Source organism: Mycobacterium sp. 1482292.6, from assembly GCF_001672995.1.
GTDB lineage: Bacteria > Actinomycetota > Actinomycetes > Mycobacteriales > Mycobacteriaceae > Mycobacterium > Mycobacterium europaeum_A.
This window is the reverse complement of the sequence record NZ_LZKV01000216.1, coordinates 1-24,289: the sequence shown is the minus strand read 5'-3', so window position 1 is coordinate 24,289 and position 24,289 is coordinate 1. Positions and strand designations below refer to the sequence as shown.

Genomic DNA, 24,289 nt, shown 5'->3' with positions numbered 1-24,289 from the left:
TGTGAGACCTGGCGAACATGTTGTGGCGCAGGATGATTGACAACGCCGAGGAATACATGGCAGAGGGCGTGCGCGCCGGGACGATCAAACCCAGCCGAGACCCCAAGGGGCGGGCCAGGTATTTGGCCATCACCGGCGGCGGCGGCTTCCTCCTCTACATCCAAATGCATGAAACACCAACAGATTTGCGGGCAGTGCTGCGCGACTACTCGCGCGACATGATTCTGCCCGCGCTTGAGGTCTACACCGAGGGCCTGCTGACCGACCGGACCATGTACGACGCATTCCTGGCCGCCGAAGATCAAGGAGGATCTGATGCCGACTGAAAACGCCGACGGATTCGCACCGATCGAGATCCGGGGTCTGACAAAGAATTTCGGTGCGGTTCGAGCGCTGGACGGCCTGGACCTCACGGTGCGGGAGGGAGAGGTCCACGGGTTCCTCGGGCCCAACGGCGCCGGGAAGTCCACGACCATCCGCGTCCTGTTGGGCCTGGTGAAAGCCGACGGCGGCAGTGTGCGGCTGCTCGGCGGCGACCCGTGGACACAGGCCGTCGCCCTGCATCGCCACATCGCTTACGTGCCAGGCGATGTGACGTTGTGGCCGTCGCTGACCGGCGGTGAGATTATCGACCTGCTGGCCCGGATGCGGGGTGGCATCGACAAGAAGCGCCGCGCCGAGTTGATCGAGCGCTTCGACCTGGACCCGCACAAGAAGGCGCGCACCTACTCCAAGGGCAATCGCCAGAAGGTCTCGCTGATTTCGGCCTTCTCGTCCCATGCCAGGCTGCTGCTCCTCGACGAGCCGAGCAGCGGCCTGGACCCGTTGATGGAGAACGTGTTTCAGCAATGCGTGGCCCAGGCCCGCGACCGGGGCACGACGGTGTTGTTGTCCAGCCACATCCTGGCCGAAACGGAAGCGTTGTGCGAACGGGTGACGATCATCCGGGCCGGCAAGACCGTCGAAAGCGGTTCGCTGAGCTCGATGCGGCACCTGAGCCGCACCTCGATCAAGGCCGAGATGACCGGCGACCCGGGCGATCTCAGGCGGATCAAAGGCGTCGAGGACATCAGCGTCGAGGGCAATACGCTGCGCGCCCAGGTCGACAGCGAAAGCCTCGGTGAGCTCATCCGCGTGCTCGGCGACGCCGGGGTGCGCAGTCTTGTCAGCCAGCCGCCGACCCTCGAGGAGCTTTTCCTGCGCCATTACGACACGTCGGGCGGCGACGGTCGGCACGGACGCGATGCGGCAAAGGTTTCGCTGTCATGAGCACGTCAACGCTGGACCGGCCGTTGGCATCACCCGCGCCACGTGGTGGTTCACACTTCTCCGGAACGCTCTCGATGCTGCGCCTCTACCTGCGCCGCGACCGGATCTCGATGCCGCTGTGGGTGTTGCTGCTGTCAGTGCCCCTGGCCACCGTGTACGTCGGCAGCATCGAGAAGGTCTACCCCACCGCGTCGGATCGCGCCGGGTTCGCGGCCGCCATCATGGCCAGCCCGGCCCAGCGCGCCCTGTATGGCCAGGTCTACAACGCCAGCCTTGGCGCCGTGGGCATTTGGAAGGCCGGGATGTTCCACGTGCTGATCGCGGTGGCGGTCATCCTCACGGTGATCCGGCACACGCGCGCCGACGAGGAGAACGGGCGGACCGAGCTGGTGGACTCGACCGCGATCGGCCGCTACGCCGCCCTGAGCGCGGCGCTGCTGCTGTCGTTCGGAGCGTCGGTTGCCACCGGGGCGATCGGTGCGGCCGGGCTGTTGAGCACCGATGTCCCGGCCGCCGGGTCGCTGGCCTTCGGGGCGGCGCTGGCCTGCTCCGGCCTGGTGTTCACCGCCGTCGCGGCGGTGGCCGCGCAGCTTTCGCCGAGCGCCCGGTTCGCCCGCGGCGCCGCGTTCGCCGTGCTGGGTACCGCGTTCACCCTGCGTGCCGTGGGCGACGCCGGTGACGGCACGCTGTCGTGGCTGTCCCCGCTGGGGTGGTCGCTGCTGGTCAAGCCGTATGCCGGTGATCGGTGGTGGGTGCTGCTGCTGCACCTGGTGACGACGGCCGCGCTGACCCTGCTGGCGTATCGGCTGCTGGCCGGCCGTGACGTCGGCGCCGGGCTCATCGCGGAGCGCCCGGGTCCCGCCGAGGCCGGACCGACGCTGGGCGATGCGTTCGGGCTCACGTGGCGGCTGGACCGCGCCGCGCTGCTGTTATGGACCGTGGGCCTGTGTCTGTACGGCCTGCTGATCGGCAGCGTGGTGCACGGCATCGGCGACGAGCTGGGCGACAGTGGCGAAGCGCGCGACATCGTGGCACGAATGGGCGGCACCAGCGCGCTCGAGGAGGCGTTCATCGCCGTCGCGTTCGCCATGATGGGCATGGTGGCCGCCGCGTTCGCCGTTTCGCTGACGTTGCGGTTACACCAGGAAGAGTCGAGTCAGCGAGCCGAAACGGTGCTTGCCGGTGCCGTCTCGCGAACCCGTTGGCTGGCAAGCCATTTGGTGACGGCGCTCGCCGGATCCGCGGTGGCGATGCTGGCCAGCGGGCTCACCGCGGGCGTCGTCTACGGCGTCGCGGCGGGCGATGTCGCCGGCAAGCTGCCGATGGTCGTTGCCAGCGCCGCCGTCCAACTGCCCGCGGTGTGGCTGTTGTCGGCCGTGACGGCCTTCCTGTTCGGCGTCGCGCCGCGACTGACACCGGCGGCCTGGGGTGTGCTGGTCGGCTTCGTCGCCCTGTATCTGATCGGGTCGCTGGCCGGGTTCTCGCAATGGTTGCTCGACGCCGAACCGTTCGCACACATCCCGCGGATCGGCTCAGATTTCACCGTCGTACCCCTGTTATGGCTACTCGCCATCGACGTAGGGTTGATGATTCTGGGTGCCACGGCTTTTCGGCGCCGCGATCTACGCTGCTAGGAGCGCGATGAAGACCGGAATCCGGGTAACGGCGACCTCCCTCTGGGGCATCCTCTCGTGGATCCTGATCCTGCTGCTGCCGGCGGGCACGCTGCACTATTGGCAGGCCTGGCTTTTCATCGCGGTGTTCACGGTGGCCACCATCGTCCCCACCGTTTACCTGGGCCGGACCAATCCGGCGGCCCTGCAGCGCCGCATGCGCGCGGGCCCGCGGGCCGAGCCCCGCAAGGCGCAGAAGTTCATCATCACCGGCTCGTTCGCGGGCCTGTTCGCGACCATGGTGTTCAGCGCGCTCGATCATCGGTTCGGCTGGTCGTCGGTGCCGCCCTGGCTGTCGGTGCTCGGCGACGTGCTGGTGGCGACGGGGCTCGGCATCGCCATGCTGGTGATCGTCCAGAACAGTTATGCCGCCGCCACGGTCACTGTGGAAACGGGCCAGACGGTGGTCTCCCACGGCCTCTACAGATTCGTGCGGCACCCGATGTACGTCGGAAATGTGATCATGATGATCGGGATCCCCTTAGCGCTCGGCTCCTACTGGGGACTGCTCTTCGTCATCCCCGGCACCCTGGTGCTCACGCTGCGCATCTTCGACGAAGAAAAGTTGCTGAACCGCGAACTGCCCGGCTACCCCGAATACGCCGAGCGGGTCCGGTACCGGCTGGTGCCCCACCTCTGGTAGCTCCCCGGGCCGGCCGTTTAGGGTAGTAAGCCGAACGGCCGCCGGCCCGCACCCGTTGGCGCGCAATGTATCCGGGCGGCGCCGGCACGCTGACGCCCCGGAGCCGTCATCAGATCCCGGCCGCGTGGGCTTCGAAACGCGTTGCGGCACGGCATCTTTCATCTGGACCCTTTTCCAGGACACCGAGCTGACCGGCCCGATGGTGACCCGGCTGGGGTCGAACTCAGCGGCTGTGCCGACGCCAACCTTTTCGTGGGATTGGCAAAGTGGCGATGCGGCGTTCGTCGGATTCGAAAGGTCCTATGGCTGTCCCGGAGATACCGGGCTAGATCCAGACGCCCTTGCCCACCGCGACCACACCGCCGGCGCTGATCGCGAAGCGCTCCCGGTCCTTTTCCAGGTCGACGCCCACCATCTCGCCCGGCCCGACGACGACGTTCTTGTCCAGGATCGCGTGGCGCACCACCGCGCCGCGGCCGACCCGGGCGCCGGGCATGATCACGCTGCCCTCCACGATCGCGCCGTCGTCGACCACCACATTGGACGACAGCACCGAGTTGCGCACCGAGGCCGCCGAGATGATGCTGCCCGCACCCACCACCGACTCCTGCGCCGAACCGCCGTTGACGAACTTGGCCGGCGCCAGGTTCTCCGACTCGCCCCGGATCGGCCAGCGCTTGTTGTACAGGTTGAACACCGGGTGCACCGACACCAGGTCCATGTGCGCATCGTAGAAGGCGTCCAGCGTTCCGACGTCACGCCAGTAGGCCCGGTCTCGATCGGTGGCCCCGGGCACCTCGTTGTCGTTGAAGTCGTAGACGGCGGCCATCCCGTCGGCGACCAGACGCGGGATGATGTCGCCGCCCATGTCGTGATCGGAGTGGTCGTCGTCGGCGTCGGCGCGGATCGCGTCGATGAGCACCTTGGTGGTGAAGATGTAGTTGCCCATCGACACGAACGTCTGCTCGGGGTCGTCCGGGGTTCCCGGCGGATCCAACGGCTTCTCCACGAAGTTGCGAATGCGGCCCGACTCGTCGGAGTCGATGCAGCCGAACGCGGTGGCTTCGCCGCGCGGCACGCGGATGCCGGCGACCGTCGCGCCGGCGCCGCTGTCGATGTGGAACCGGACCATCTGCTCGGGGTCCATCCGGTACACGTGGTCGGCGCCGAAAACGACTATGTAGTCGGGGTCTTCGTCATAGATCAGATTGAGTGACTGGTAAATCGCGTCGGCCGAGCCGGTGTACCAGCGGGGGCCGAGGCGCTGCTGGGCGGGCACCGGCGTGATGTACTCACCGGCCAGGCCGGACAGCCGCCAGTTCTGCGAGATGTGACGGTCCAGTGAATGCGACTTGTACTGGGTGAGAACGCAGATGCGCAGATACCGGGCGTTGACGAGATTGGACAGGACGAAGTCGATCAGCCGATAGGCGCCCCCGAAGGGAACGGCGGGCTTGGCGCGGTCCGCGGTCAGCGGATACAGCCGCTTGCCCTCACCGCCGGCCAGGACGATGCCCAGCACGTGTGGCGCTTCCCTCATGGTGTCAAACCTATCGGCCGTGGCCAAGGGCTGCCAGGGGGCACGGTCGATTGGCGGAGTTCTGTGCGGCTGTCCGTCAAGGTATTTGGCCGCGCACACGCCGAAGACCGCCCGGACGTTGTGGCCAACCCGACTCGCGGCCGCCCTCGCTCGCGAACTACCGTGCGGGTATGCGGGTGGCGATGATGACGCGGGAGTACCCACCGGAGGTCTACGGGGGCGCGGGGGTACACGTCACCGAACTCGTCGCCCAGCTGCGCCGGCTGTGCCCGGTCGACGTGCACTGCATGGGCACGCCTCGCCCGGGCGCGTACGTGCACCAGCCCGACCCCCGGCTGCAGGGCGCCAACGCGGCGATGTCGATCCTGTCGTCCGATTTGATGATGGCCAACGCGGCATCGGAAGCCAGCGTGGTGCATTCGCACACCTGGTACACCGGCATGGCCGGGCATCTGGCCGCGCTGCTGTACGGGGTCCCGCACGTCCTGACCGCGCATTCGCTCGAGCCGCTGCGCCCGTGGAAGGCCGAGCAACTCGGTGGCGGCTACCGCATCTCGAGCTGGGTCGAGCAGACCGCGGTGCTGGCCGCCGATGCCGTCATCGCGGTCAGCACCGCGATGCGCGAGGACGTGCTGCGCGTCTATCCCGCACTGGATCCCAGCGCCGTGCACGTCATCCGCAACGGCGTCGACACCGACGTCTGGTATCCGGCCGGGCCGGTGCAAACCGGATCGATGCTCGCCGAACTGGGCGTCGACCCGGCCCGGCCCATCGTGGTGTTCGTGGGCCGGATCACCCGGCAGAAGGGACTGGCGCACCTGGTGGCGGCCGCCCACCGGTTCAGCCCGGAGGCGCAGGTGGTGTTGTGCGCCGGCGCCCCCGATACCCCGGAGATCGCCGAGGAGATTCGTGACGCCGTGGCCGGCCTGGCCCGCAGCCGCACCGGGGTGTTCTGGATCCGCGAGATGCTACCCATCGGTGAGCTACGCGAAATCTTGTCGGCGGCATCGGTTTTCGTGTGCCCGTCGGTGTACGAGCCGTTGGGGATCGTGAATCTGGAGGCGATGGCCTGCTCGACCGCGGTGGTGGCCTCCGACGTCGGCGGAATCCCGGAGGTGGTCGCCGACGGGATCACCGGGACGCTGGTGCATTACGACCCCGACGACGCTCGGGGCTATCAGGCCGGACTGGCCGCAGCGGTCAACGAGCTGATCGCCGACCGCGAAAAAGCGCAGCGCTATGGCAAGGCAGGACGCCAGCGCTGCGTCGAGGAGTTCTCCTGGGCCCACGTCGCCGAGCAGACCCTGGAGATCTATCGGAAGGTGTGTGCGTAGCGCCGCCGACATCCGTTCGGCGGCAAGCTCTAGCTGGAGCTCGTGACGCCCTTGAGCTCGTCACCGAGGGCAGCGGCTTCGTCCGGCGTCAGTTCGACGACCAGTCGACCGCCTCCCTCAAGTGGTACCCGCATCACGATGCCGCGCCCCTCCTTTGTTGCTTCCAGAGGACCGTCTCCGGTCCGGGGCTTCATCGCCGCCATCGAGTACTCCCTCCAGATTCGAGCTGGCCCGCCCGTGCGGACCTGGTCGGCGCCGAGCAAGCCCCGCCAGCGAACTTCAAGCCATGCCCGGCATCGAACTGCCTTATCACCCCCCCATTGTTCCCTATCCAGGTCACCACTTGTACAAAGACCCGCATCTGTGTGCTCAGCGGGCTGTTGCGGGCACCCAGCAACCGCGGATATGGTCGTCGACCATCCCGGTCGCCTGCATCAGCGCATAGGCGGTGGTCGGGCCGACGAAACGGAACCCGCGCCGCTTGAGTTCCCGCGCCATGGCCTTCGATTCGTCAGTGGCCGAGGGGATTTCGGACGGGTCGGCCGGCCGGTTTCGCGGCGACGGCGCGAAGGACCACAGCAGGTCCGCCAGGTCCGCCGCGGTGCCCAGTTCGGCGGCGGCACGCGCGTTGGCGATGGTCGCCTCAATCTTGGCGCGGTTGCGCACGATTCCCTGATCCGCCAGCAGCCGCTGCACGTCGGCGTCGGTGTATGCGGCGACCTTGGAGATGTCGAACCGGTCGAACGCGCGCCGGAAATTCTCCCGTTTCCGCAGAATGATCAGCCAGGACAGGCCGCTTTGAAACGCCTCCAGGCTCATCCGCTCGAACAACGCGATCCCGTCGCGCACCGGTTGGCCCCATTCGCGATCGTGGTAGTCGCGGTAGAGCTCGAAATCGGGTCCCGGCCGCACGGTCGCCCAACTGCAGCGAACCAGCTCGTCTTCACTCACACTGAGTCCTGACGATCCTCGCCGTCGTCGGGTTCCCCGGATTGGTTTTCGGCGTCTTGCCCGGCGGCCGGCGCGGCGGCCAGCTGGCCGCGCAGCGCCTCGAGCTCCCGCGCGAGCCGGTCCAGCACCCAGTCCACTTCACTGGTCTTGTAGCCGCGCAGCACCTGGGTGAACTTGACCGCGTCGACGTCGGAGCCGGTCACCCCGAACGCGGGCAGCACGGTGGCCGTCGTCCCGCGCGGCAGGGGCGGCAGCTGCTCGCCGCGACCGAACAACAGGCTGGCCGCGCCGAACAGGACGATCGCCACCAGCACCAGAACCACCAGGTACAGCAACACCAACGCCACGGGATCGATACTGCCCTATGCCACCGACACGGCGGCGGTCAGCGTGACCCCGCGGGGCCTACCGGGGCCTGATCGCCTGCATCGGGGGCCGGTCCGCCAGCGACACCGGCGAGGTGCGCTGGGTGTAGCCGTGCCCCTCGGGGCCGTCGGCGACGAACTGGGTCAGCCCGACGCCGGAGTCCGGGATACCGCAGCGCGAGAGCAGGGTGGCGATGATCTGGCGGCTCATCACGCCCAACTCGGCCAGGGGCCGGTTGCGATGCGCCCGCACCCCCAGATTGACCTGGGCGATCGCCTCCAGACCCAGTCGGTCGAAGGTGTCCACCAGCAGGCCGATCTCCACGCCGTAGCCAGGCGCGAACGGCACCGACGTCAGCAGTTCCCGGGTGGCCGCGTACTCCCCGCCGAGCGGCTGCAGGATGGACCCCAACTCGGGCCGCAGCGCCGAGAGCAACGGCCGGGCCACCAGCTCGGTGACCCGCCCACCGCCGGTGGCGCTGACGTCGCCGCCGACGTCGCCCACGTCGCTGAGCTCGCTGCCCCGCAGCGGCCGGCGGTAGAAGCTCTTGACCAGGTGAACGCCGTCGCCGGTGAGCAGCGGGCCGACCAGCCACGGCACGAACATCGGGTGCGGGTTGATCAGGTCGGAGTCGACGAACACCACGATGTCGCCGCTGGTGGCCGCCAGCGAGCGCCACAGCGCCTCGCCCTTTCCGGGGCGTATCGGCACCTCGGGCAGGGCCTGCTCGCGGCTGACGACGCGTGCGCCGGCGGCGACGGCCCGGATCTCGGTGTCGTCGGTGGAGCCGGAGTCCAGCACGATCAGCTCGTCGACCAGCCCTCCAGAATCCCGGAGCAGCGGCGAGATGCTCTCGATCACCGACGCGATGGTCTCTTCCTCGTCGAGGGCCGGCAGCACCACCGAGATGGTCCGCCCGGCCTTCGCGGCCTCCAGTTCGGCGATGGTCCAGCTCGGGCGGTTGCGCCTGTCGTTGGCCAACCACACATCGCCGGGCCGGGCGGCGAGCACCCTGTCGTTGGCCAGATCGCCGGCGAACAGGTCCGATGCCGTCATGCCAGCCCCCTAACCGTGCGCGTCGGGGGGCGCGTGCCCTGGATCGAGGCCACCATTTCCAGCACCCGGCGGGTGGCCGCGACCTCGTGGACGCGAAACATCCGCGCACCGGCCGCGGCCGCGAGCGCGGTGGCCGCCAACGTCCCCTCGAGCCGCTCGGTCAATTCCACACCCAGAGTCTCCCCGACGAAGTCCTTGTTGCTCAAAGCCATCAGCACGGGCCACCCGGTGTTAACGAGATCGCCCACGTGACGCAACAGCAGCAGCCCGTGAAACGTGTTCTTGCCGAAGTCGTGGGTCGGGTCGATCAGCACCCGGTCGCGGGCCACGCCGCACGCCACCGCCCGCTCGGCGGCGGCGGTGACCTGGGCGATGACGTCGTCGACCACGCCGCGGGTGGTGGTCCCGTAGTTCACCCGGAACGGGCGGGTGCGCGGCAGCGCGTTGCCGGTGTGCGAACACACCAGGCCGGCACCGAACTCCGCGGCCACCTCCGGCAGCGCGGGGTCGATGCCGCCCCAGGTGTCGTTGATCAGGTCCGCACCGGCCGCACAGGCCACCTTGGCCACCTCGGCGCGCCAGGTGTCGGCGCTGATCAGCTGGTCCGGATAGGCGTCGCGTAGCCACTCGATGAACGGCACCAGCCGGGCGATCTCGGTGTCGGCGTCGACCTCTTGACCGGGGCCGGCCTTGACGCCGCCGACGTCGATGACATCGGCCCCCTCGGCGACGGCCCGGTGCACCGCCGCCCTGGCGGCCTCGTCGCTGAACGTCGCCCCCCGGTCATAGAACGAGTCCGGGGTGCGGTTGACGATCGCCATGATCAGCGCGCGATCGCCGGCGACCGGGCGGCCGCACAGAGTCGATCGGCCGGCTGGCGCCGACGGTGTCGATCGGCCGGCTGGCGCCGGCGATGTCGGTTGCACACGTACATGGTGCCCGGTCGCCGCCGTGCGTGCGGCCCGGGGACCGCCGACGGCTTACGGGCGCTTGCCCTCGGCCACCTCGTCCGGGTACCCGTCGTAGAACGGCACGTAGCCCTCGTCGCGCCCGGCCAGCACATAGAGCGGGTCCTTGACGTCGGGCCCGTAGGCCTGTTCGCGCAGCTCCACCTTGCGGCTCTTGAACGTCGTGGTCTGCTCGATCGACTCCACCACCCGCACGAACAGCGGCAGCGCATAAACCGGTAGCTGCTCGTAGACGGCACGGGCCAGCGACTTCCCGTCGAACTCGGCGCCGCCGCGCAGCTTGACCGCGGCCATCCCGGCGCGACCGCCGGTGCGCGGCACCTCGACGCCGAACACCGTGCAGTCCTCGACGGAGTCGTCGGACGCCAGCGCCGCCTCGACCTGCGTGGTGGCCACGTTCTCGCCCTTCCAGCGGAAGGTGTCGCCGAGCCGGTCGACGAACGCGGCGTGCCCCAGACCCTGCGGGCTCATCACGTCGCCCGTGTTGAACCAGCAATCACCCTCGCGAAAAGCGTTGCGCACCAACTTCTTTTCGCTCGACTCGGGGTCGGTGTAGCCGTCGAAGGGCTGCAGCCGGTTGACCGGGCTGAGCAACAAACCGGGCTCTCCGGCCGGCACGCGACGCACCCGCCCGTTCTCGTCACGCAGCGGGGCGCCGGTGTCGGGGTCGTACTCGACGTAGGCCAGCGGCATGGGGAAGATGCCGGTGGAGCGGGGCACGTTGAAGACGTTGATGAACGCGGCGTTGCCCTCGCTGGAGGCGTAGAACTCGCACACCCTGGCGATGCCGAACCGCTTGGTGAACTCGTCCCAGATCTCGGGGCGCAGGCCGTTTCCGGCGATCACCCGCACCTTGTGCGAGCGGTCGGTGGGCTTGGCCGGCTGGTTGAGCAGGTACCGGCACACCTCGCCGATGTAGATGAACGCCGTGGCCTCGTTGGCGATCACTTCGTCCCAGAACTTCGACGCCGAGAACGACTTGCCCAGCGCCAGCGTCGCCCCCGAGTTGATGACCGACGACAGCGCCACCGTCAGCGCGTTGTTGTGGTACAGCGGCAGGCAGCAGTAGAGGGTGTCGGAGCTCTTCAGCCGCAACCCGATACCGCCGAACGCGGCGAGCGCCTTGAGCCACCGCAGGTGTGTCATGACGCTGGCCTTGGGGAAACCCGTTGTGCCCGAGGTGAAGATGTAGAAGGCGGTGTCCCTGGCATGCACCGCCGACGCCGAAGCCGGGTTGGTGGCCGGGGCGCTCACCGCGAACCGCTCCAGGTCCTCGACGGTCAACGTCTCGGTGCTGCCCGCGCCGCCGCACTCGGCGACCGCGCTGACCAGGTCGGCCTCGGCGATGAGCACCTTGGCGTCCAGTAGGCCGAGGCTGTGCGCGAGCACCTCGCCGCGCTGGTGGTAGTTGAGCATCCCGGCAACCGCGCCGCATTTGACCGCGGCCAGCATGGCCAGCACGGTGTTGGGCGAGTTGCGCAGCATGATGGCGACGACGTCGCCTTGGCCGACACCCCGCGCGGCCAGCACGGCGGCATACCGGTTGGCGGCGGCGTTGGCGTCGCGGTAGGTCAGTTGCTGATCGCCCATGCGCAGGAAGATCCGGTCGCCGTAGCGGGCGGCCCGGTCGGCGAACACCGTGCCGATCGATTTCTTGGAGCCCGGCTGGGCCAGCAGCCCGGTCATCGCGCCGCGCACGATCACCGGCAGGTCGGCCAGCACGGCCGGCGCCCGCATTGCGACGTCGGTCAGTTTGACCGCCGTGCGCGCTCCCCCGTCACGATCGGACACGTGATCCCCTCGATTCGTTTCCAAAGTCAAGCTCGGCGGACAGCCTAGTAGGGGTGGCAAACCGGGGGCGGCCTCAGCCGGGCGCGCACGCTTCCAGCGCCGCACTCACCTTGTCGACCAGCGTCAGTCGGTCCATCGCCGCCTGGGAGACGTAACCGCTGTCCAGCAACGCGCACAGCCAGGTCCACAGCCCCTCGTAGTGGCCGAAGGGATCCAGCAGCACGATGGGTTTGTCGTGCAGGCCGAGGAAGGCCGTCGTCCATGCGTCGAGCAACTCGTCGAGGGTGCCGATGCCGCCCGGCAGGACGACGAATGCGTCGGCACGGTCTTCCATGGCCTGCTTGCGCTCGTGCATGGTGTCGCTGACGATCAGCTGGTCGGCTTCGTCGTCGGCGATCTCGCGGCGCATCAGGATTTTAGGGATGACGCCGACGGTGCGGCCGCCGCGGGCGCGCGCCGCGGTCGCGACCGCACCCATCGCCGACACCCGGCCGCCGCCCCACACCAGCGTCCAGCCGCGCTCGGCGATCGCCTCGCCGAGTTCCGTAGCGACGCCGAGCAATTCGGGGTGTTGCGGGCCGGATGCGCAGTACACACACACCGACCACTCGCCTGATGAATCGCGTTCGCCGGGCATATCCGCTAAAGGTAGACCAACCGCCCGACACCCGTCATATCTGGGCCTTTCGCCCTGCCGCGCGGGTCGCACGCCATAAAATTCGGCGGTGCCGATTCGATGGAACGTCCCCCAACATGCGACGGCCTCGGAGCGGCTCGATGCGGCCTTGGCCGGCGGTGCCGGCGGAGCGGTGGTGGTGGGCCCCGACGGCGTCGGCAAATCCACCCTCGCCCGGGTGGCCGCCGAGCGTTTTGCCGAGCGCAATCCCAGCACGCTCATCCGCTGGGTCACCGGCACCCCCACCGAACGCGCGGTCCCGTTCGGGGCGTTCAGCCACCTGGTGGAGATCACCGACCTCGGCAAGCCCGCCGCGCTGCTGCGGGCCGCCCGGGCATCGCTGGGCGGTGACGACCTGCTGCTCGTCGTCGACGACGCCCAACACCTGGACGTGCTGTCGGCCACCCTCGTCTACCAGCTGGCGCGCGACGGCGCCGGACGGCTCATCGTCACCGCCCGCGCCGACTCCGCTCCCGAGGCGATCGCGGCGCTGTGGGGTGACGACCTGCTCACCCGGCTCGACATCGAGCCGCCGGGCGGGGCGAGCGCCCCGGCGCAGATCGATACCTTCCTCGCCGAGCTGCCCGCCGCGGCGCGGTCGGTGCTGGAGTACCTCGCCGTCGCCGAGCCGCTCTCGGTCACCAATCTGACCGAGCTCGCCGGTGACGGCGCGGTGGCCGACGCGGTGGCGTGGGGCGCGGCGGAGACCCGCGAGCGCGGCGGCTCCTCCGACGACCCGGTCGTCTACACCGCCCACCCGCTATTCGCCGAGCGGACGCGGGCGCTGCTCGATCCCGACGACGCGCGACAGCGACGCACCGACGTGGTCGAGCTGCTGTCCCAGCGGCCGTCGGAGCACCTCAGCGACCGGTTGCGGCTGGTGTCGCTGGCGCTGGACAGTGCCACTCCCCCGCGGGTCGCCGACGTCGCCGCCGCCGCACAGCAGGCGCTGCGGCTGGGCGACCTGGCGCTGGGCGAGCGACTGGCCCGGTCGGCCCTGCAGCGGTCCGGCGGGTTGGCGGCGCGGCTCGCGCTGGCCCACGCCCTGGCATGGCAGGGCCGTGGTCGCGAGGCCGATTCGGTGCTGGCCGACGTCGACTCCAGCGCACTGACCGAAGCGGCGCTGATGGATTGGGCGCTGCTGCGGGCGGCGAACCAGTTCTGGATGCTGAGCGAACCCGAGCGCGCCACCGCGTTCCTGCGGACGGTGCGCAATCGGGTCACCGATACCGGCCCGCGCACCACCCTGGACGCGCTCAGCGCGACGTTCGCGATGAACGCCGGCAATGTCGGTCACGCCGTGAAGGTGGCCGGCGACGTCCTCGCATCGCCGTCGGCCGATGACCAGGCGGTGGCCTGGGCGGCCAGCGCGGCCGCGTTATGCGCGGCGCGTGAGGGCCGATTCGACGACGTCGAGCCCCTGGCGCAGCGCGCGCTGGGTGCCGAACACCCTGGGCTGCTGCGCTTCACGATCGGGCTGGGACAGACCACCGCGCTGCTGATGGCCGGCCGGCCCGACCAGGCCCGCCTGCTCGCGCAGCAGTTCACCGACTTCGCCGAGCTGCAACAGCCGGGCCGCGCGATCGGCGAGGTGCTGCTGGCGCATGTGCTGCTGGCCGGTGGCGAATTCGCCTCCGCAGCAGCGTTATTGACTCCGGCTGCCGCCACCCTGGAGCGCACCGGTTATTCGTGGGGGCCGTTTTCGCTGACGCTGCTGGCCACCGCGCTGGCCCAGCAGGGCGACACCGCCGCGGCGGCGAAAGCGTTGAGCAGGGCCGAATCCCGGCACGGCACCAAATCCGCGTTGTTCGCGCCCGAGCTCGGCGTGGCGCGGGCGTGGCGGCTGGCCCTGGTGCGGGACGCCCACGGCGCGGTGGCCGCCGCGCGCGACGCCGCCCGGATGGCCGAACGCGGTGGGCAGCGGGGGGTGGCGTTGCGGGTCTGGCACGAGGCCGTGCGGCTGGGCGACGTCCGGGCCGCCGACCCCCTGGGCCGGCTCTGCGGCGAGATCGACTGTGTCGCAGGCAGACTGGCACTGGCACACGCCCGCGCGCTGGCCGCCGGCGATGGCGGGGGGCTGCGGGCGGTGTCGGACGAGTTGACGTCGATCGGCATGCACGCGGCCGCCGCCGACGCCGCCGCGCAGGCGCAGCGATGCGGGGGCGGGAACGCCTAGCCGCTCAGGTAGGCGCGCAGCACGTCGACCGCGGCGGTGATGTCGGCGACCGCGACCCGCTCGTCACGCTTGTGCGCCAGGTTGGGATCGCCGGGCCCGAAGTTGACCGCCGGTATGCCCAGTGCGGCGAACCGCGCCACGTCGGTCCAGCCGTACTTGGCCCGGACGTTGCCGCCGGCCGCCTCGACCAACGCCTTGGCGGCGGGTTGGGACAGCCCGGGCAGCGCGCCGGCCGCCGCGTCGGTCTGTTCGATGTGCACGTCCAGCCCGGCGAGCACGTCGTGCACGTGTTGCAGTGCGTCGGGCAGCGACCGGTCCGGGGCGAACCGGAAATTGACGGTCACCGCGGCCGCGTCGGGGATGACGTTGCCCGCCACACCACCGTCGATGCGCACGGCCGACAGGCCCTCCCGGTAGACGCAGCCGTCGATGTCGACGCTGCGGGCCTGGTATGCGGCCAGCCGTTCCAGCACGGCGCCCAGCTTGTGAATCGCGTTGTCTCCCAACCAGGATCGCGCCGAATGGGCGCGGGTTCCGGTGGCGCTGACCACCACGCGCAGGGTGCCCTGGCAGCCGGCTTCGATGAAACCGCCGGTGGGCTCGCCCAGGATGGCCACATCGGCGGACAGCCAATCCGGCAGCTCGCGTTCGATGCGGCCCAATCCGTTTGCGGCGGCCTCGATTTCCTCGCAGTCGTACATCACCAGGGTGAGATCGTGCACCGGGTCGGCCACGGTGGCGGCGAGATGCAGGAAGACCGCGTCGCCGGACTTCATGTCCGCCGTGCCGCAGCCGTACAGGTCGCCGCCCTCCCGGCGGCTGGGCAGGTTCGCGGCCACCGGCACGGTGTCGAGGTGCCCGGCCAGCAGTACCCGCGACGGCCGCTGATGGTGGGTGCGGGCCAGCACGGCGTTGCCGTTGCGGACGATCTCGAACCCGGCCGTCTGGGCTCGCAGCGCGGCCTCGACCTCGTCGGCCAGCCAGGCTTCGTCCCGCGATTCGCTGGGGATGTCGACCAGCGCCGCGGTCAGCGCGACCGGGTCTCCGCGTAAGTCCAGCACGGTCTAACGATAATCCGTCGCCGCTCATGGCGAACGGCGCCGAACACCGCGTGCGCTAGACGAGCAACCGCGTGGGCATCACCTTGGGTTTGACGCCGTAGCGCGGCCCCATCCCGTAACCGCCCCGCCCCGCCGAGGCGACGGCAGGCATGCCGGACGCCCACGCCGTGTGCGCCTCTTCGGCCGGTGCGGTCCAGCCCGTGCCCGCGACGGTCTCGGCCGGGATTCGTGGCGTGGCCGCCGACCACGCGGCGGGGGTCGACAATCCGCCGACCGGGGTCGCCGCGCCCATGCTGGCCAGCACCGGTGCGGCAGCCACGCCCGCGGCACCGGCCGGCGCCGCGGCGCTCACCAAGGCGCCGCTGCCGACCGCACCGCCCACACTGCCGGCCACGCTGCCGGACGCCGCCGCGTCGAGGGTGTGGTTGTAGAGGATGTTGGACACGATGGTGTTGAACACGTTCCAGGACACCACGTCGAAACCCGCGTTGCCGACGTTGGACACGACCGGGTCGCCGAGCACGCTGTCCAGCGCGCTCCCGGCCGCGCCCGCGCCCGGCAATGCGGCCGGCGCGGCGAACGACTGCACCGCGTCGGGCACGTTGGAGACGACCCCGCGCAACCCGCTCGTCTGCGCGGCCGTGGCCGCGGTCTGCACGCCCAGGCCGCCCGGGCTGTTCGTGGGTGCCGGCTCGGTCAACGGGCTCAGCCGGGCCGCGGCGGCGGACGACGCGGCGTAGGCATACATCGCGGCGGCGTCCTGGGCCCACATCTCGCCGTACTGCGCCTCGGTGGCCGCGATGGCCGCGGTGTTCTGCCCCAGGACGTTGGTCGCGACCAGGGCCGCCAGCTGTGCCCGGTTGGCGGCGACCAGCGGCGGCGGCACGGTCATCGCGAACGCCGCCTCGTAGGCGGCCGCCGATGCCATGGCCTGGGCCGCGGCCTGCTGCAGCTGGCCGGCGGTGGCGTGCATCCACTGCACATACGGCTGGGCGGCGGTGACCATTGCGATCGACGACGGGCCCATCCACTCGTCGCCGGTGAGATTGGCGATCGCCGCCTGGCTGGCCGCGGCGGTCGTGCTCAGTTCGTCGGCGAGGCTGCTGAACGCCGCCGCGGCGGCCATCATCGGCCCGGCCCCAGCGCCGGTGTACATGCGCAGGGAGTTGACCTCTGGGGGGAGTGCCCCGAAATCGAAAGTCATTGCGGTGCTCCTGTTCTCAGTTAGGTGGGTGCTAGACGGTCGGCGTGGGCAGCACGGTGGGCTTGACGCCGTAGCGGGGGGCGCCCAGGCCGTAGCCCCCGCGCCCGGAGGTGGCCATCGACGGCACGCCGCCCGGAACGGTGGTCACTGACGTGCTCTGGGGCGCGGCGCTGGTGAAACCCGCGCCGGTCAGCGTCGCCGCGGTCGGATTGGCCACCGGGACACCGGTTGCCGCCCAACTGGGTGGCACCGATAAGGCGCCGATCGAGGGCCCTTGGCCGGCGCTCGCCAGCACCGGCGCCGCAGCCATGCCCGTGGGACCGGCGGGGGCGGGCGCGCTCGCCGCGGTTGCCGTGCCGACGTCGCCGGTCAAGTTCGGGATCCCGGACGCGCCGGGGACGGGCGCGAATTGTCCCTCGCCCAAGGTGATGAAGTCGGATGCGGCGGCGCCGACGTTTTGACCCCATTCGATCTCGGTGCCGAGGGCGGCGTCCCCGGGCGGCGGGTCGGCGGCCGCGGCGGCCGGTGCAAACTGCTGCAGCGCCGCGGCGCTGGTGCTGACCTGGTTGGCGGATTCCGTCGTCCCATAGGAGTCGGCGTTGCTGTCCAGGTTGTTGACCAGCGTCTGGTCAATCGCCCTGGCCTGGGCGCTGACTTGCTGGTACCAGGCGCCGTAGGCCGAGAATTGCGCGGCCTGCAACGCGGACACTTCGTCGGCGGCCGCGGGAGCGATGCTGGTGGTAGGCGCCGCAGCCGCGGCATCCTGGGCGGCCATCGACGAGCCGAGCCCTTCGAGGGTGCTCGCCGCGGCGAGCAGCGCCTCGGGCCGTGTGGTGACAAAGGACATGTTTTTCTCCTCCGGCAATCAGGCGGCCGCTATCGACCGGCGACAACAAGCCCCGCGACAAGGCCGGGAAACGACCCGCGGACCCCGGAAGCTACGTACCCCAAACGGCGAAATTCACGCCGCTGACCTGCGGGGACCGGCGGGGCTGGCCGCCGCGACCGCCCGCGTTGCACCGACGGTTACCAATTGCCTTGCCCGGGTGGGACTTTGAATACCGGAAGCCGTCGCGGCGGCGGGCGCCCCGCGGGGCGGGCGGATCGGGGCGCGACCCACGAAGTAACCTGACCGCCGTGACAAGAGCAGCAGGCGCCGAAGGGATAGGCCTGGCAACGCTGGCCGCCGACGGATCGATCCTCGACACGTGGTTTCCCGCACCGGAACTGACCGATTCGGGCACCAGCGCGACGTCGCGGCTGGCGCTGTCCGACATTCCCCCGGAGCTGACCGCGCTGATCGGACGCGACGACGACCGCGGCACCGAGACCGTTGCCGTACGCACGGTCATCGGCTCGCTGGACGACGTGGCCGCCGACGCCTACGACGCCTACCTGCGATTGCATCTGCTCTCGCACCGGCTGGTGGCGCCGCACGGACTGAACGCCGGCGGCTTCTTCGGGGTATTGACCAATGTGGTGTGGACTAATCGCGGGCCGTGCGCCGTCGAGGGATTCGAGGCGGTCCGGGCCCGGCTACGCCGCCACGGACCGGTGACGGTCTACGGCGTCGACAAGTTCCCGCGGATGGTCGACTACGTGCTGCCGGCCGGGGTGCGCATCGCCGACGCCGACCGGGTGCGCCTCGGCGCCCACCTGGCGCCGGGCACCACGGTGATGCACGAGGGCTTCGTCAACTACAACGCCGGCACGCTGGGGGCCTCGATGGTGGAGGGACGCATCTCCGCGGGCGTGGTGGTGGGCGACGGCTCCGACATCGGGGGCGGGGCCTCGATCATGGGCACGCTCTCCGGCGGTGGCAGCGAGGTGATTTCGATCGGCAAGCGATGCCTGCTGGGCGCCAACGCGGGCCTGGGCATCTCGCTGGGCGACGACTGCGTCGTCGAGGCGGGCCTGTATGTCACCGCGGGCACCAAAGTCGTTACGCCCGAAGGCAAAACAATGAAGGCCCTGGAGTTCTCCGGCGGCAACAACCTGTTGTTCCGCCGCAATTCGGTGAGCGGGGCGGTCGAAGTGGTGGCCCGCGGCGGCCAGGGCATCGCCCTCAACGAGGACTTGCACGCCAACTGACGCGCGCCTACAGATCGACGGGAACCTTCTCGACGGTCGGCGCGCGAAGCGAGGTCCCCCTGGTTTCGGGCAGCAGGTAGACGGACACGAAACTGGCCGCGACGAGGGTCGCCATCATGAGCCCGATCGCCCAGCTACCGTAGGTGGCCAGCAGGCTGCCCGCCAGCAGCGGCGGCACGGCGGCGCCGAGGAGGCCGGCCAGGTTCATCGCCACGGCCGCGCCGCTGTACCGGTAGCGCGTGGCGAACAGTTCGGGAACGAAGGCGCCGGTGGGGCCGTTGGCCACCGCCGCGCAGGCGAACATGCCCAGCACCGCGACCGCGTACATGACGGGATTGCCGGTGTCCATCAGCGGGATGACCACGAACGACCACGGCAGACACGCCGCCAAGCCACACAGCATCACCCGGCGGCGCCCGACTCGATCGGACAGCCATGCCCCGAACGACACGAACGCGATGCTCGTCAGCCCGGCCAGCGTGCCGACGCCCCAGATGAAGCTGCGCGAGTAGCCCAACTGCGAGTGGGCGTACATCACCAGGAAGGTGTTGCCCAGGTAGACCAACCCCATGCCGCCCAGGAAGCTGCCGGCGACGAGCACGATCTCACGCCGCTGCAACCGAATCAGCTCGGCCAGCGGCGCTTTGGGCACCAGGTTGCGGGCCTTCTCCTCCACGAACAGCGGGGTTTCGTCGATGTTGAGCCGCACATAGAGGGCGATGCCGATCAGCGCGCTGCTGATCAGGAACGGCACCCGCCATCCCCACTGCATGAAGGCGGGGCTGCTCTCGCCCATGGTGAGGCTGACGGCCAGGAACGTCAGGCTGGCCAGTATTCCCGCCGTCCCACCGCCGAGCGAGGTGAACATGCCGTACCAGCCGCGCTTGCCGGCGGGCGCGTATTCGGCGCTGAGCAGGACGGACCCGGCCCATTCGCCGCCGACGGCGAACCCCTGGAACAGCCGCAGGACGACGAGGATCAGGGGCGCGGCGATCCCGATCGACGCCGTGCTGGGCACCAGGCCCACGCTGACGGTCGAGGCGCCCATGATCAGCAGGGTGGCCACCAACGTCTTCTTCCGGCCCAGCCGGTCGCCGAAGTATCCGAAGACGGCCGCACCCAGCGGGCGAGACAGGAACGCCGTCGCGAACGTCGCCATCGAGGCGATGGTGGCCACCGTCGAGCCCAGGCCCGGGAAGAACACCGTGGGAAACACCAGTGCCGCCGCGGTGCCGTAGATCAGAAAGTCGTAGAACTCGATCGCCGAGCCCACCAGGCAGGCGGCCGCGATCCGGCGCATGGTGGTAGGCGCGGCGGCGGGGACCACGGACCGGGTGGGCTCACCCACGGTGGCCGCGCATTGTCCGGTTGCATCGATACACGGATACGACGGTAGGTGACGCTTCGCGACGACGCTCGGCGCTGAAGCTGGCAACTTGCTGCGTGTCTTTGTGCCCGGCGGACCGGGCGCCCAGCCGGCTGAGCGGCCGCTCAGCCGTCGGTCAGCAGCCGCTTTTTGAGGACCTTGCCCATGGCGTTGCGCGGCAGCGCGTCCACGATGCGGACCTCACGCGGGCGTTTGTGCACCGAAAGCTCTTGCGCGACATAGTCGATCAGTTCATCGCCCGGGGCAGACCCGACGACGAACGCGACGATGCGCTGACCGAGATCCGCGTCGGGCATCCCGACGACCGCCGCCTCGGCGACACCCGGATGCCCGAGCAGCACCGTCTCGATCTCGCCCGCGCCGATTCGGTAGCCGCCGGATTTGATCAGGTCTACCGACTCGCGTCCGACGATGCGGTGCATCCCCTCGGCGTCGATCACCGCGACGTCGCCGGTGCGATACCAGCCGTCGGCGTCGAACGCCTCGGCGGTGGCGTCCGGCTGGTTGAGGTAGCCGTCGAACATCATCGGCCCGCGCACGTGCAGCTTGCCGACGGTCTCCCCGTCGTGGGGCACCAGCGCGCCCTCGTCGTCGACCACCCGGGTCCGCACACCGGACAGCGGCAGCCCCACCCAGCCCGGGCGCCGCTCGCCGTCGGCGCGGGTGGACAGCGTGATCAGTGATTCCGAGGCGCCGTAGCGTTCGATGGGCTGATGACCGGTGAGCCCGGCCAACCGGTCGAACACCGGAACCGGCAGGGGCGCGCTTCCCGAGACCAGTAGCCGCGCCGGGCGCAGCGCCCGGGCGGCCGTCTCGTCGGCGCCCACCCGCGACCACACGGTGGGCACCCCGAAAAACAGCGTGCCGCCGTGCTCGGTAGCGGCCTGCGCGTAGCCCTGCGGTGTCGGCTTGCCGGTGTGGATGAAGCGATTCCCGATCCGCAGCGATCCGAGCAGCCCCAGCACCAGGCCGTGCACGTGAAACAGCGGCAAGCCGTGCACCAGGACGTCGTCGGCGGTCCACTGCCAGGCCTGCGCCAGGGCGTCGAGGTCGGCCGCGATCGCCCGCCGGCTCAGCACCACACCCTTGGGCAGCCCGGTCGTCCCCGAGGTGTAGATGATCATCGCGGTGGCGTCGGGCGACGGCTCGGCGTAGCGGTGCCAGGAGCGGGCGTGCAGGCGCACCGGGATGTGCGGCAGCCCCTCGGACTCGTCCGGCACCGGCCCCAGCCAGGCCTGCACCCCGGAGTCGGTGAGCATGTGCCGGCGCTCTGCCGCGCCGACGTCGGCGGGCACCGGCACGAAGGGCACCCCGGCGATCAGGCAGCCGGTGACCGCCAGCACCGTCGCGGCGGTCGGCGCGGCCAGGATGGCGACGCGGCCCGCGCCGCCGACCCGTTCGGCCACCGAGGTGGCGGCGCCGACGAGATCGCTGCGGCTGAGCACCGCACCCTCGATGCGCACCGCGTCGGCGATATCGGTGGCGGTCAGGGCCGAGGGATCGAGGGACGCCAGTAGCACGTCAGCAGGCTACCCGGCGCCGGGCAGGTCAGCCCTTCTCGTCCCAGATCTTCGTCAGGGTGGACAGGATCTCCTCGCCGCGGCCCAGCCCGCCGAGATGGCTTTCGCCGGGCAGCACGATGAGTTCGCAGTCGGGCAGCAGGGACACCACGTGCTGACCATGCGCGAACGGCACGATGTGGTCGCTGTCGCCGTGCCACCAGCGCACCGGGACTTTGACCTCGTCGAGCCGGAATCCCCAGTCCTGGGTGAACAGGATGATGTCGTTGAACGGGGCCGCCAGCTGCTTGCGGCTGCCGTTGAGCAGGTCGTCGAGGAACATCGCGCCGAACTCCGGACGGGTGAGCAGGCGCCGGTCGCCTTCGGGCGAGATCGCGGCGTACAGATACAGGGCGATGTTCGCGACCGGGCGGATCGAGCGGACCAGCAGGCTCGCGCCGATCCGCAGCGGGTCGCCGCCCAGCTTGAGCAGCGGTGCGGCCCGCTTGCCCAGGTTCATCAGGCCGCTGGTGATGCCCTCGTCGCCCAGGAACGGCGCGACGCCGCCGAGGATCCCGGCCGTGACCACGCGATCCGACAGGGCCGCGGCGGACGCGAGCGCGTACGGACCGCCGCCGGACAACCCGATGACCGCCATCTTGTCGATGCCGAGCGTGTCCGCGATGGTGCGCAGGTCGTCGGCGAACGCCCGGATGTTCCGATACCGGTGGGGGGTCGACGAGCCGATGCCGGGGCGGTCCAGCCCGATCAGCCGGATCCGGTGGTGCTGGGCGTAAAGGCGGGCCTCGGTGGGAATCTGCCGGCGGGCGCCCGGGGTCCCGTGCAGCCAGAACATCGCGCGTCCCTGCGGGTCGCCGAACTCGGCGAAGCCGATCTGGCGGTCTTCGCCGACGGCGACGTTTCCTTCGAGTTTGGGGCGGGCGATCTCGATGACCATGTCGAGCAGCTTGGCATGTTACGAGCGGTTTACAAAAGGCCGGTTAGGCGTTAAGCACCCGTTCGCCGATCACCCGCTGGTGGCGCAGGTCGGCCACCTCGGCCTCGGACAGACCCAGCTCGCGCAGGATCTCGTCGTTGTGCTGGCCGAGCGTCGGCGGGGCGGTGCGATGGTGGCGCTGCGGTCCGGGCGTGATGCGAAACGGCCAGCCGGGATAGCGATGCCGACCGGTGATCGGGTGCTCGAGCTCCTCGTAATAGCCGCGGGCGTCGAGCTGGGCCCCGATGAGTTCGGGGTCATACATCAGGTCTGCGGTGATCACCCGCTCGGCCGCGATGCCCTGCGCCTGCAGCGTTTCGACGATCGCCGCGGCGGTCTGCGTGCGAGTCCAGGCGGCGACGAGCTCGTCGAACGCGTCATGATCGATCGGCTGATCGGGCACGGACAGCGCCACCCACACGTCGTCCTCGTCGGTCGGGTAGACGCCCTGCAGGTAGCCGCGCCGCCGGTTGCCCTCGCGCGGGCGCACCACGCCGTTCATCGAGTACTCGATCACCGGTTCGGCGGTCACCGCGGCGGCGACCTCGATCTGCGCGATCTCGATGAGCTGGCCGGTGCCGGTGCGGTGCCGGTGCTCGAGCGCGGCCAGCAGCGCGACCCCGGCATGCACGCCGACGATCGGGTCGGCGGGGCCCTGCGGGTTGCACGGCGGCCCCTCGGCGTATCCCGTCACCGCCGACATGCCCGACGTCTGCTCGAAGTTCAGCGCCCAGCCGACATAGTCGCGCCACGGCCCCTGCAGGCCGTATCCGGGCATCCGGACGACGATCACGTCGGGATTCAGCAACACCAGCGAGTCGTAGTCGAGGCCGAACTGCTCGACGACTCGCGGCGAGAAGTTCTCCACCACGACGTCGGCCTGCGCGGCCAGCCGCCGGGCGATGTCGAGGCCCGGCCGCGAGGTCAGGTCGAGCGTGAGGTCGCGCTTGTTCAGGTTGGTGCCCTGCCAGATGGGGCTGCGCTCGTACCAGTCGTCGCCCTCGTAGGCGAAGGCGCCCGAATAGCGGTGCCCGTCGGGCCGCTGGATCGATTCGACCTTGACGATGTCGGCCCCGAACGCCCCGAGGTAGCAGGTCAGATACGCCCCGGCCCAGAAGGTGGTCAGATCCAGCACCCGCAGACCGCTGAAGGGCAGCGGCCCGGACGCATGCCGCGGCGACCGGCCGTCGCCGGCCCAACTCACGGGCCGCGTCCCCACCACCGGCGCCGGACAGGGTTGAGCCACCGGGGTTTTCGACAACCGGAACGGTGGCCCGGGGCGCCGAAACGACCCGGTGTCGACGAAGAACCCCCGCGCGGCGTACTGGGGACAATCCAGCACGGTCGCGCCGTCGTTGACCGGTGCGGCCGGAATGCGCAGGGCTTGAGCGAGTTCCACGATCTCGGCGACGGTCTGGCCGGCCAGCACCGGCTCGGCCTTGGCGAAGAAGTCGTCACGCTCCGGCCCGCCCAACATGATCGCGATCTGATGCTCGCCGAACTCGGGCAGGCCGAGCATCGCGCAGACGTCGAGCCAGTGCTGACCGGTCAGGCAGTTGATGCCCACCCAGCCGTCGACGGCCCGGACGACGCCCAGCATGGGTGCC

General features: G+C 70.2%; 21 protein-coding genes and 1 pseudogene. 7 read left to right on the top strand and 15 right to left on the bottom strand.

The window, feature by feature from the left end; translation table 11 throughout:
- Positions 1-5: 5 nt before the first annotated feature.
- The 4 genes and pseudogenes from A5624_RS22445 to A5624_RS22430 form a co-directional block, all read left to right on the top strand.
- A pseudogene (locus tag A5624_RS22445) lies at positions 6-326 on the top strand (TetR/AcrR family transcriptional regulator); the annotation flags it as partial.
- Positions 316-1,269: an ABC transporter ATP-binding protein gene (locus A5624_RS22440; protein WP_066871265.1), complete on the top strand. Its 954-nt coding sequence runs from the start codon at positions 316-318 to the stop codon at positions 1,267-1,269. The pseudogene A5624_RS22445 and the gene A5624_RS22440, both read left to right, overlap by 11 nt.
- Positions 1,266-2,903 (top strand): ABC transporter permease, encoded by a 1,638-nt coding sequence (locus tag A5624_RS22435; RefSeq protein ID WP_156749137.1) that lies wholly within the window; start codon positions 1,266-1,268, stop codon positions 2,901-2,903. The genes A5624_RS22440 and A5624_RS22435 overlap by 4 nt, the downstream gene beginning before the upstream one ends.
- A 7-nt stretch (positions 2,904-2,910) precedes the next feature.
- Positions 2,911-3,585 carry an isoprenylcysteine carboxylmethyltransferase family protein gene (locus A5624_RS22430; protein ID WP_066871259.1) on the top strand — a complete coding sequence of 225 codons (675 nt, stop codon included), beginning with the start codon at positions 2,911-2,913 and terminating at the stop codon, positions 3,583-3,585.
- 325 nt (positions 3,586-3,910) lie between these two features.
- Here the strand turns inward: A5624_RS22430 and glgC are convergent, their stop codons facing one another.
- The gene (gene glgC / locus A5624_RS22425; protein ID WP_066871256.1) at positions 3,911-5,125 is read right to left on the bottom strand and encodes a glucose-1-phosphate adenylyltransferase; all 1,215 of its coding nucleotides are present in this window, start codon (positions 5,123-5,125) and stop codon (positions 3,911-3,913) included.
- Positions 5,126-5,295: 170 nt separating this feature from the next.
- On the opposite strand from glgC, the gene glgA reads away from it, so the two are divergent.
- Positions 5,296-6,459 (top strand): glycogen synthase, encoded by a 1,164-nt coding sequence (gene glgA / locus A5624_RS22420; RefSeq protein WP_066871254.1) that lies wholly within the window; start codon positions 5,296-5,298, stop codon positions 6,457-6,459.
- A 29-nt stretch (positions 6,460-6,488) separates the two neighbouring features.
- Here glgA and A5624_RS22415 read toward each other — a convergent pair whose 3' ends face one another.
- The 7 genes from A5624_RS22415 to A5624_RS22385 form a co-directional block, all read right to left on the bottom strand.
- On the bottom strand, positions 6,489-6,662 hold the full coding sequence (locus A5624_RS22415; protein ID WP_003878471.1) for a DUF3117 domain-containing protein: 174 nt from the start codon (positions 6,660-6,662) through the stop codon (positions 6,489-6,491).
- Positions 6,663-6,828: 166 nt separating this feature from the next.
- The gene (locus tag A5624_RS22410) at positions 6,829-7,410 is read right to left on the bottom strand and encodes a DNA-3-methyladenine glycosylase I (protein ID WP_066871250.1); all 582 of its coding nucleotides are present in this window, start codon (positions 7,408-7,410) and stop codon (positions 6,829-6,831) included.
- Positions 7,407-7,757: a DivIVA domain-containing protein gene (locus tag A5624_RS22405; RefSeq protein ID WP_066871247.1), complete on the bottom strand. Its 351-nt coding sequence runs from the start codon at positions 7,755-7,757 to the stop codon at positions 7,407-7,409. Before A5624_RS22405 ends, A5624_RS22410 begins: the two co-directional genes overlap by 4 nt.
- A 58-nt stretch (positions 7,758-7,815) precedes the next feature.
- Positions 7,816-8,832, bottom strand: coding sequence for a glucosyl-3-phosphoglycerate synthase (locus tag A5624_RS22400; protein WP_066871244.1), 1,017 nt, complete (start codon positions 8,830-8,832; stop codon positions 7,816-7,818).
- Positions 8,829-9,653 carry a dihydropteroate synthase gene (folP, locus tag A5624_RS22395; protein WP_066871241.1) on the bottom strand — a complete coding sequence of 275 codons (825 nt, stop codon included), beginning with the start codon at positions 9,651-9,653 and terminating at the stop codon, positions 8,829-8,831. Before folP ends, A5624_RS22400 begins: the two co-directional genes overlap by 4 nt.
- Positions 9,654-9,812: 159 nt before the next feature.
- Complete coding sequence (fadD6, locus tag A5624_RS22390; RefSeq protein ID WP_066871238.1) at positions 9,813-11,591, bottom strand: long-chain-acyl-CoA synthetase FadD6; 1,779 nt, start codon at positions 11,589-11,591, stop codon at positions 9,813-9,815.
- Between the two features lie 73 nt (positions 11,592-11,664).
- Positions 11,665-12,228: a TIGR00730 family Rossman fold protein gene (locus A5624_RS22385; protein ID WP_066871236.1), complete on the bottom strand. Its 564-nt coding sequence runs from the start codon at positions 12,226-12,228 to the stop codon at positions 11,665-11,667.
- Positions 12,229-12,316: 88 nt separating this feature from the next.
- On the opposite strand from A5624_RS22385, the gene A5624_RS22380 reads away from it, so the two are divergent.
- Positions 12,317-14,443 (top strand): AAA family ATPase, encoded by a 2,127-nt coding sequence (locus A5624_RS22380; RefSeq protein WP_066871233.1) that lies wholly within the window; start codon positions 12,317-12,319, stop codon positions 14,441-14,443.
- Here the strand turns inward: A5624_RS22380 and dapE are convergent.
- The 3 genes from dapE to A5624_RS29355 are packed head-to-tail and all read right to left on the bottom strand — an operon-like array spanning position 14,440 to position 17,555.
- Complete coding sequence (dapE, locus tag A5624_RS22375) at positions 14,440-15,504, bottom strand: succinyl-diaminopimelate desuccinylase (RefSeq protein ID WP_066871230.1); 1,065 nt, start codon at positions 15,502-15,504, stop codon at positions 14,440-14,442. The genes A5624_RS22380 and dapE overlap by 4 nt on opposite strands.
- Positions 15,505-15,559: 55 nt before the next feature.
- The gene (locus A5624_RS22370; protein WP_066871227.1) at positions 15,560-16,708 is read right to left on the bottom strand and encodes a PPE family protein; all 1,149 of its coding nucleotides are present in this window, start codon (positions 16,706-16,708) and stop codon (positions 15,560-15,562) included.
- A gap of 31 nt (positions 16,709-16,739) precedes the next feature.
- Positions 16,740-17,555 (bottom strand): PE domain-containing protein, encoded by an 816-nt coding sequence (locus A5624_RS29355; RefSeq protein WP_066871225.1) that lies wholly within the window; start codon positions 17,553-17,555, stop codon positions 16,740-16,742.
- Between the two features lie 290 nt (positions 17,556-17,845).
- Here A5624_RS29355 and dapD point away from each other — a divergent pair, with 290 nt between their 5' ends.
- Positions 17,846-18,799 carry a 2,3,4,5-tetrahydropyridine-2,6-dicarboxylate N-succinyltransferase gene (dapD, locus tag A5624_RS22360; RefSeq protein WP_066871222.1) on the top strand — a complete coding sequence of 318 codons (954 nt, stop codon included), beginning with the start codon at positions 17,846-17,848 and terminating at the stop codon, positions 18,797-18,799.
- A gap of 7 nt (positions 18,800-18,806) precedes the next feature.
- On the opposite strand, the gene A5624_RS22355 is transcribed toward dapD, so the two are convergent.
- The 4 genes from A5624_RS22355 to A5624_RS22340 form a co-directional block, all read right to left on the bottom strand.
- Positions 18,807-20,099: an MFS transporter gene (locus A5624_RS22355; RefSeq protein WP_066871270.1), complete on the bottom strand. Its 1,293-nt coding sequence runs from the start codon at positions 20,097-20,099 to the stop codon at positions 18,807-18,809.
- Between the two features lie 191 nt (positions 20,100-20,290).
- Complete coding sequence (locus tag A5624_RS22350; RefSeq protein WP_066871219.1) at positions 20,291-21,706, bottom strand: acyl-CoA synthetase; 1,416 nt, start codon at positions 21,704-21,706, stop codon at positions 20,291-20,293.
- Positions 21,707-21,734: 28 nt separating this feature from the next.
- Complete coding sequence (locus A5624_RS22345) at positions 21,735-22,643, bottom strand: alpha/beta fold hydrolase (protein WP_066871216.1); 909 nt, start codon at positions 22,641-22,643, stop codon at positions 21,735-21,737.
- A gap of 43 nt (positions 22,644-22,686) precedes the next feature.
- Positions 22,687-24,289: CoA transferase (locus A5624_RS22340; protein WP_066871267.1), on the bottom strand; the 1,603-nt coding region annotated here is incomplete at its 5' end.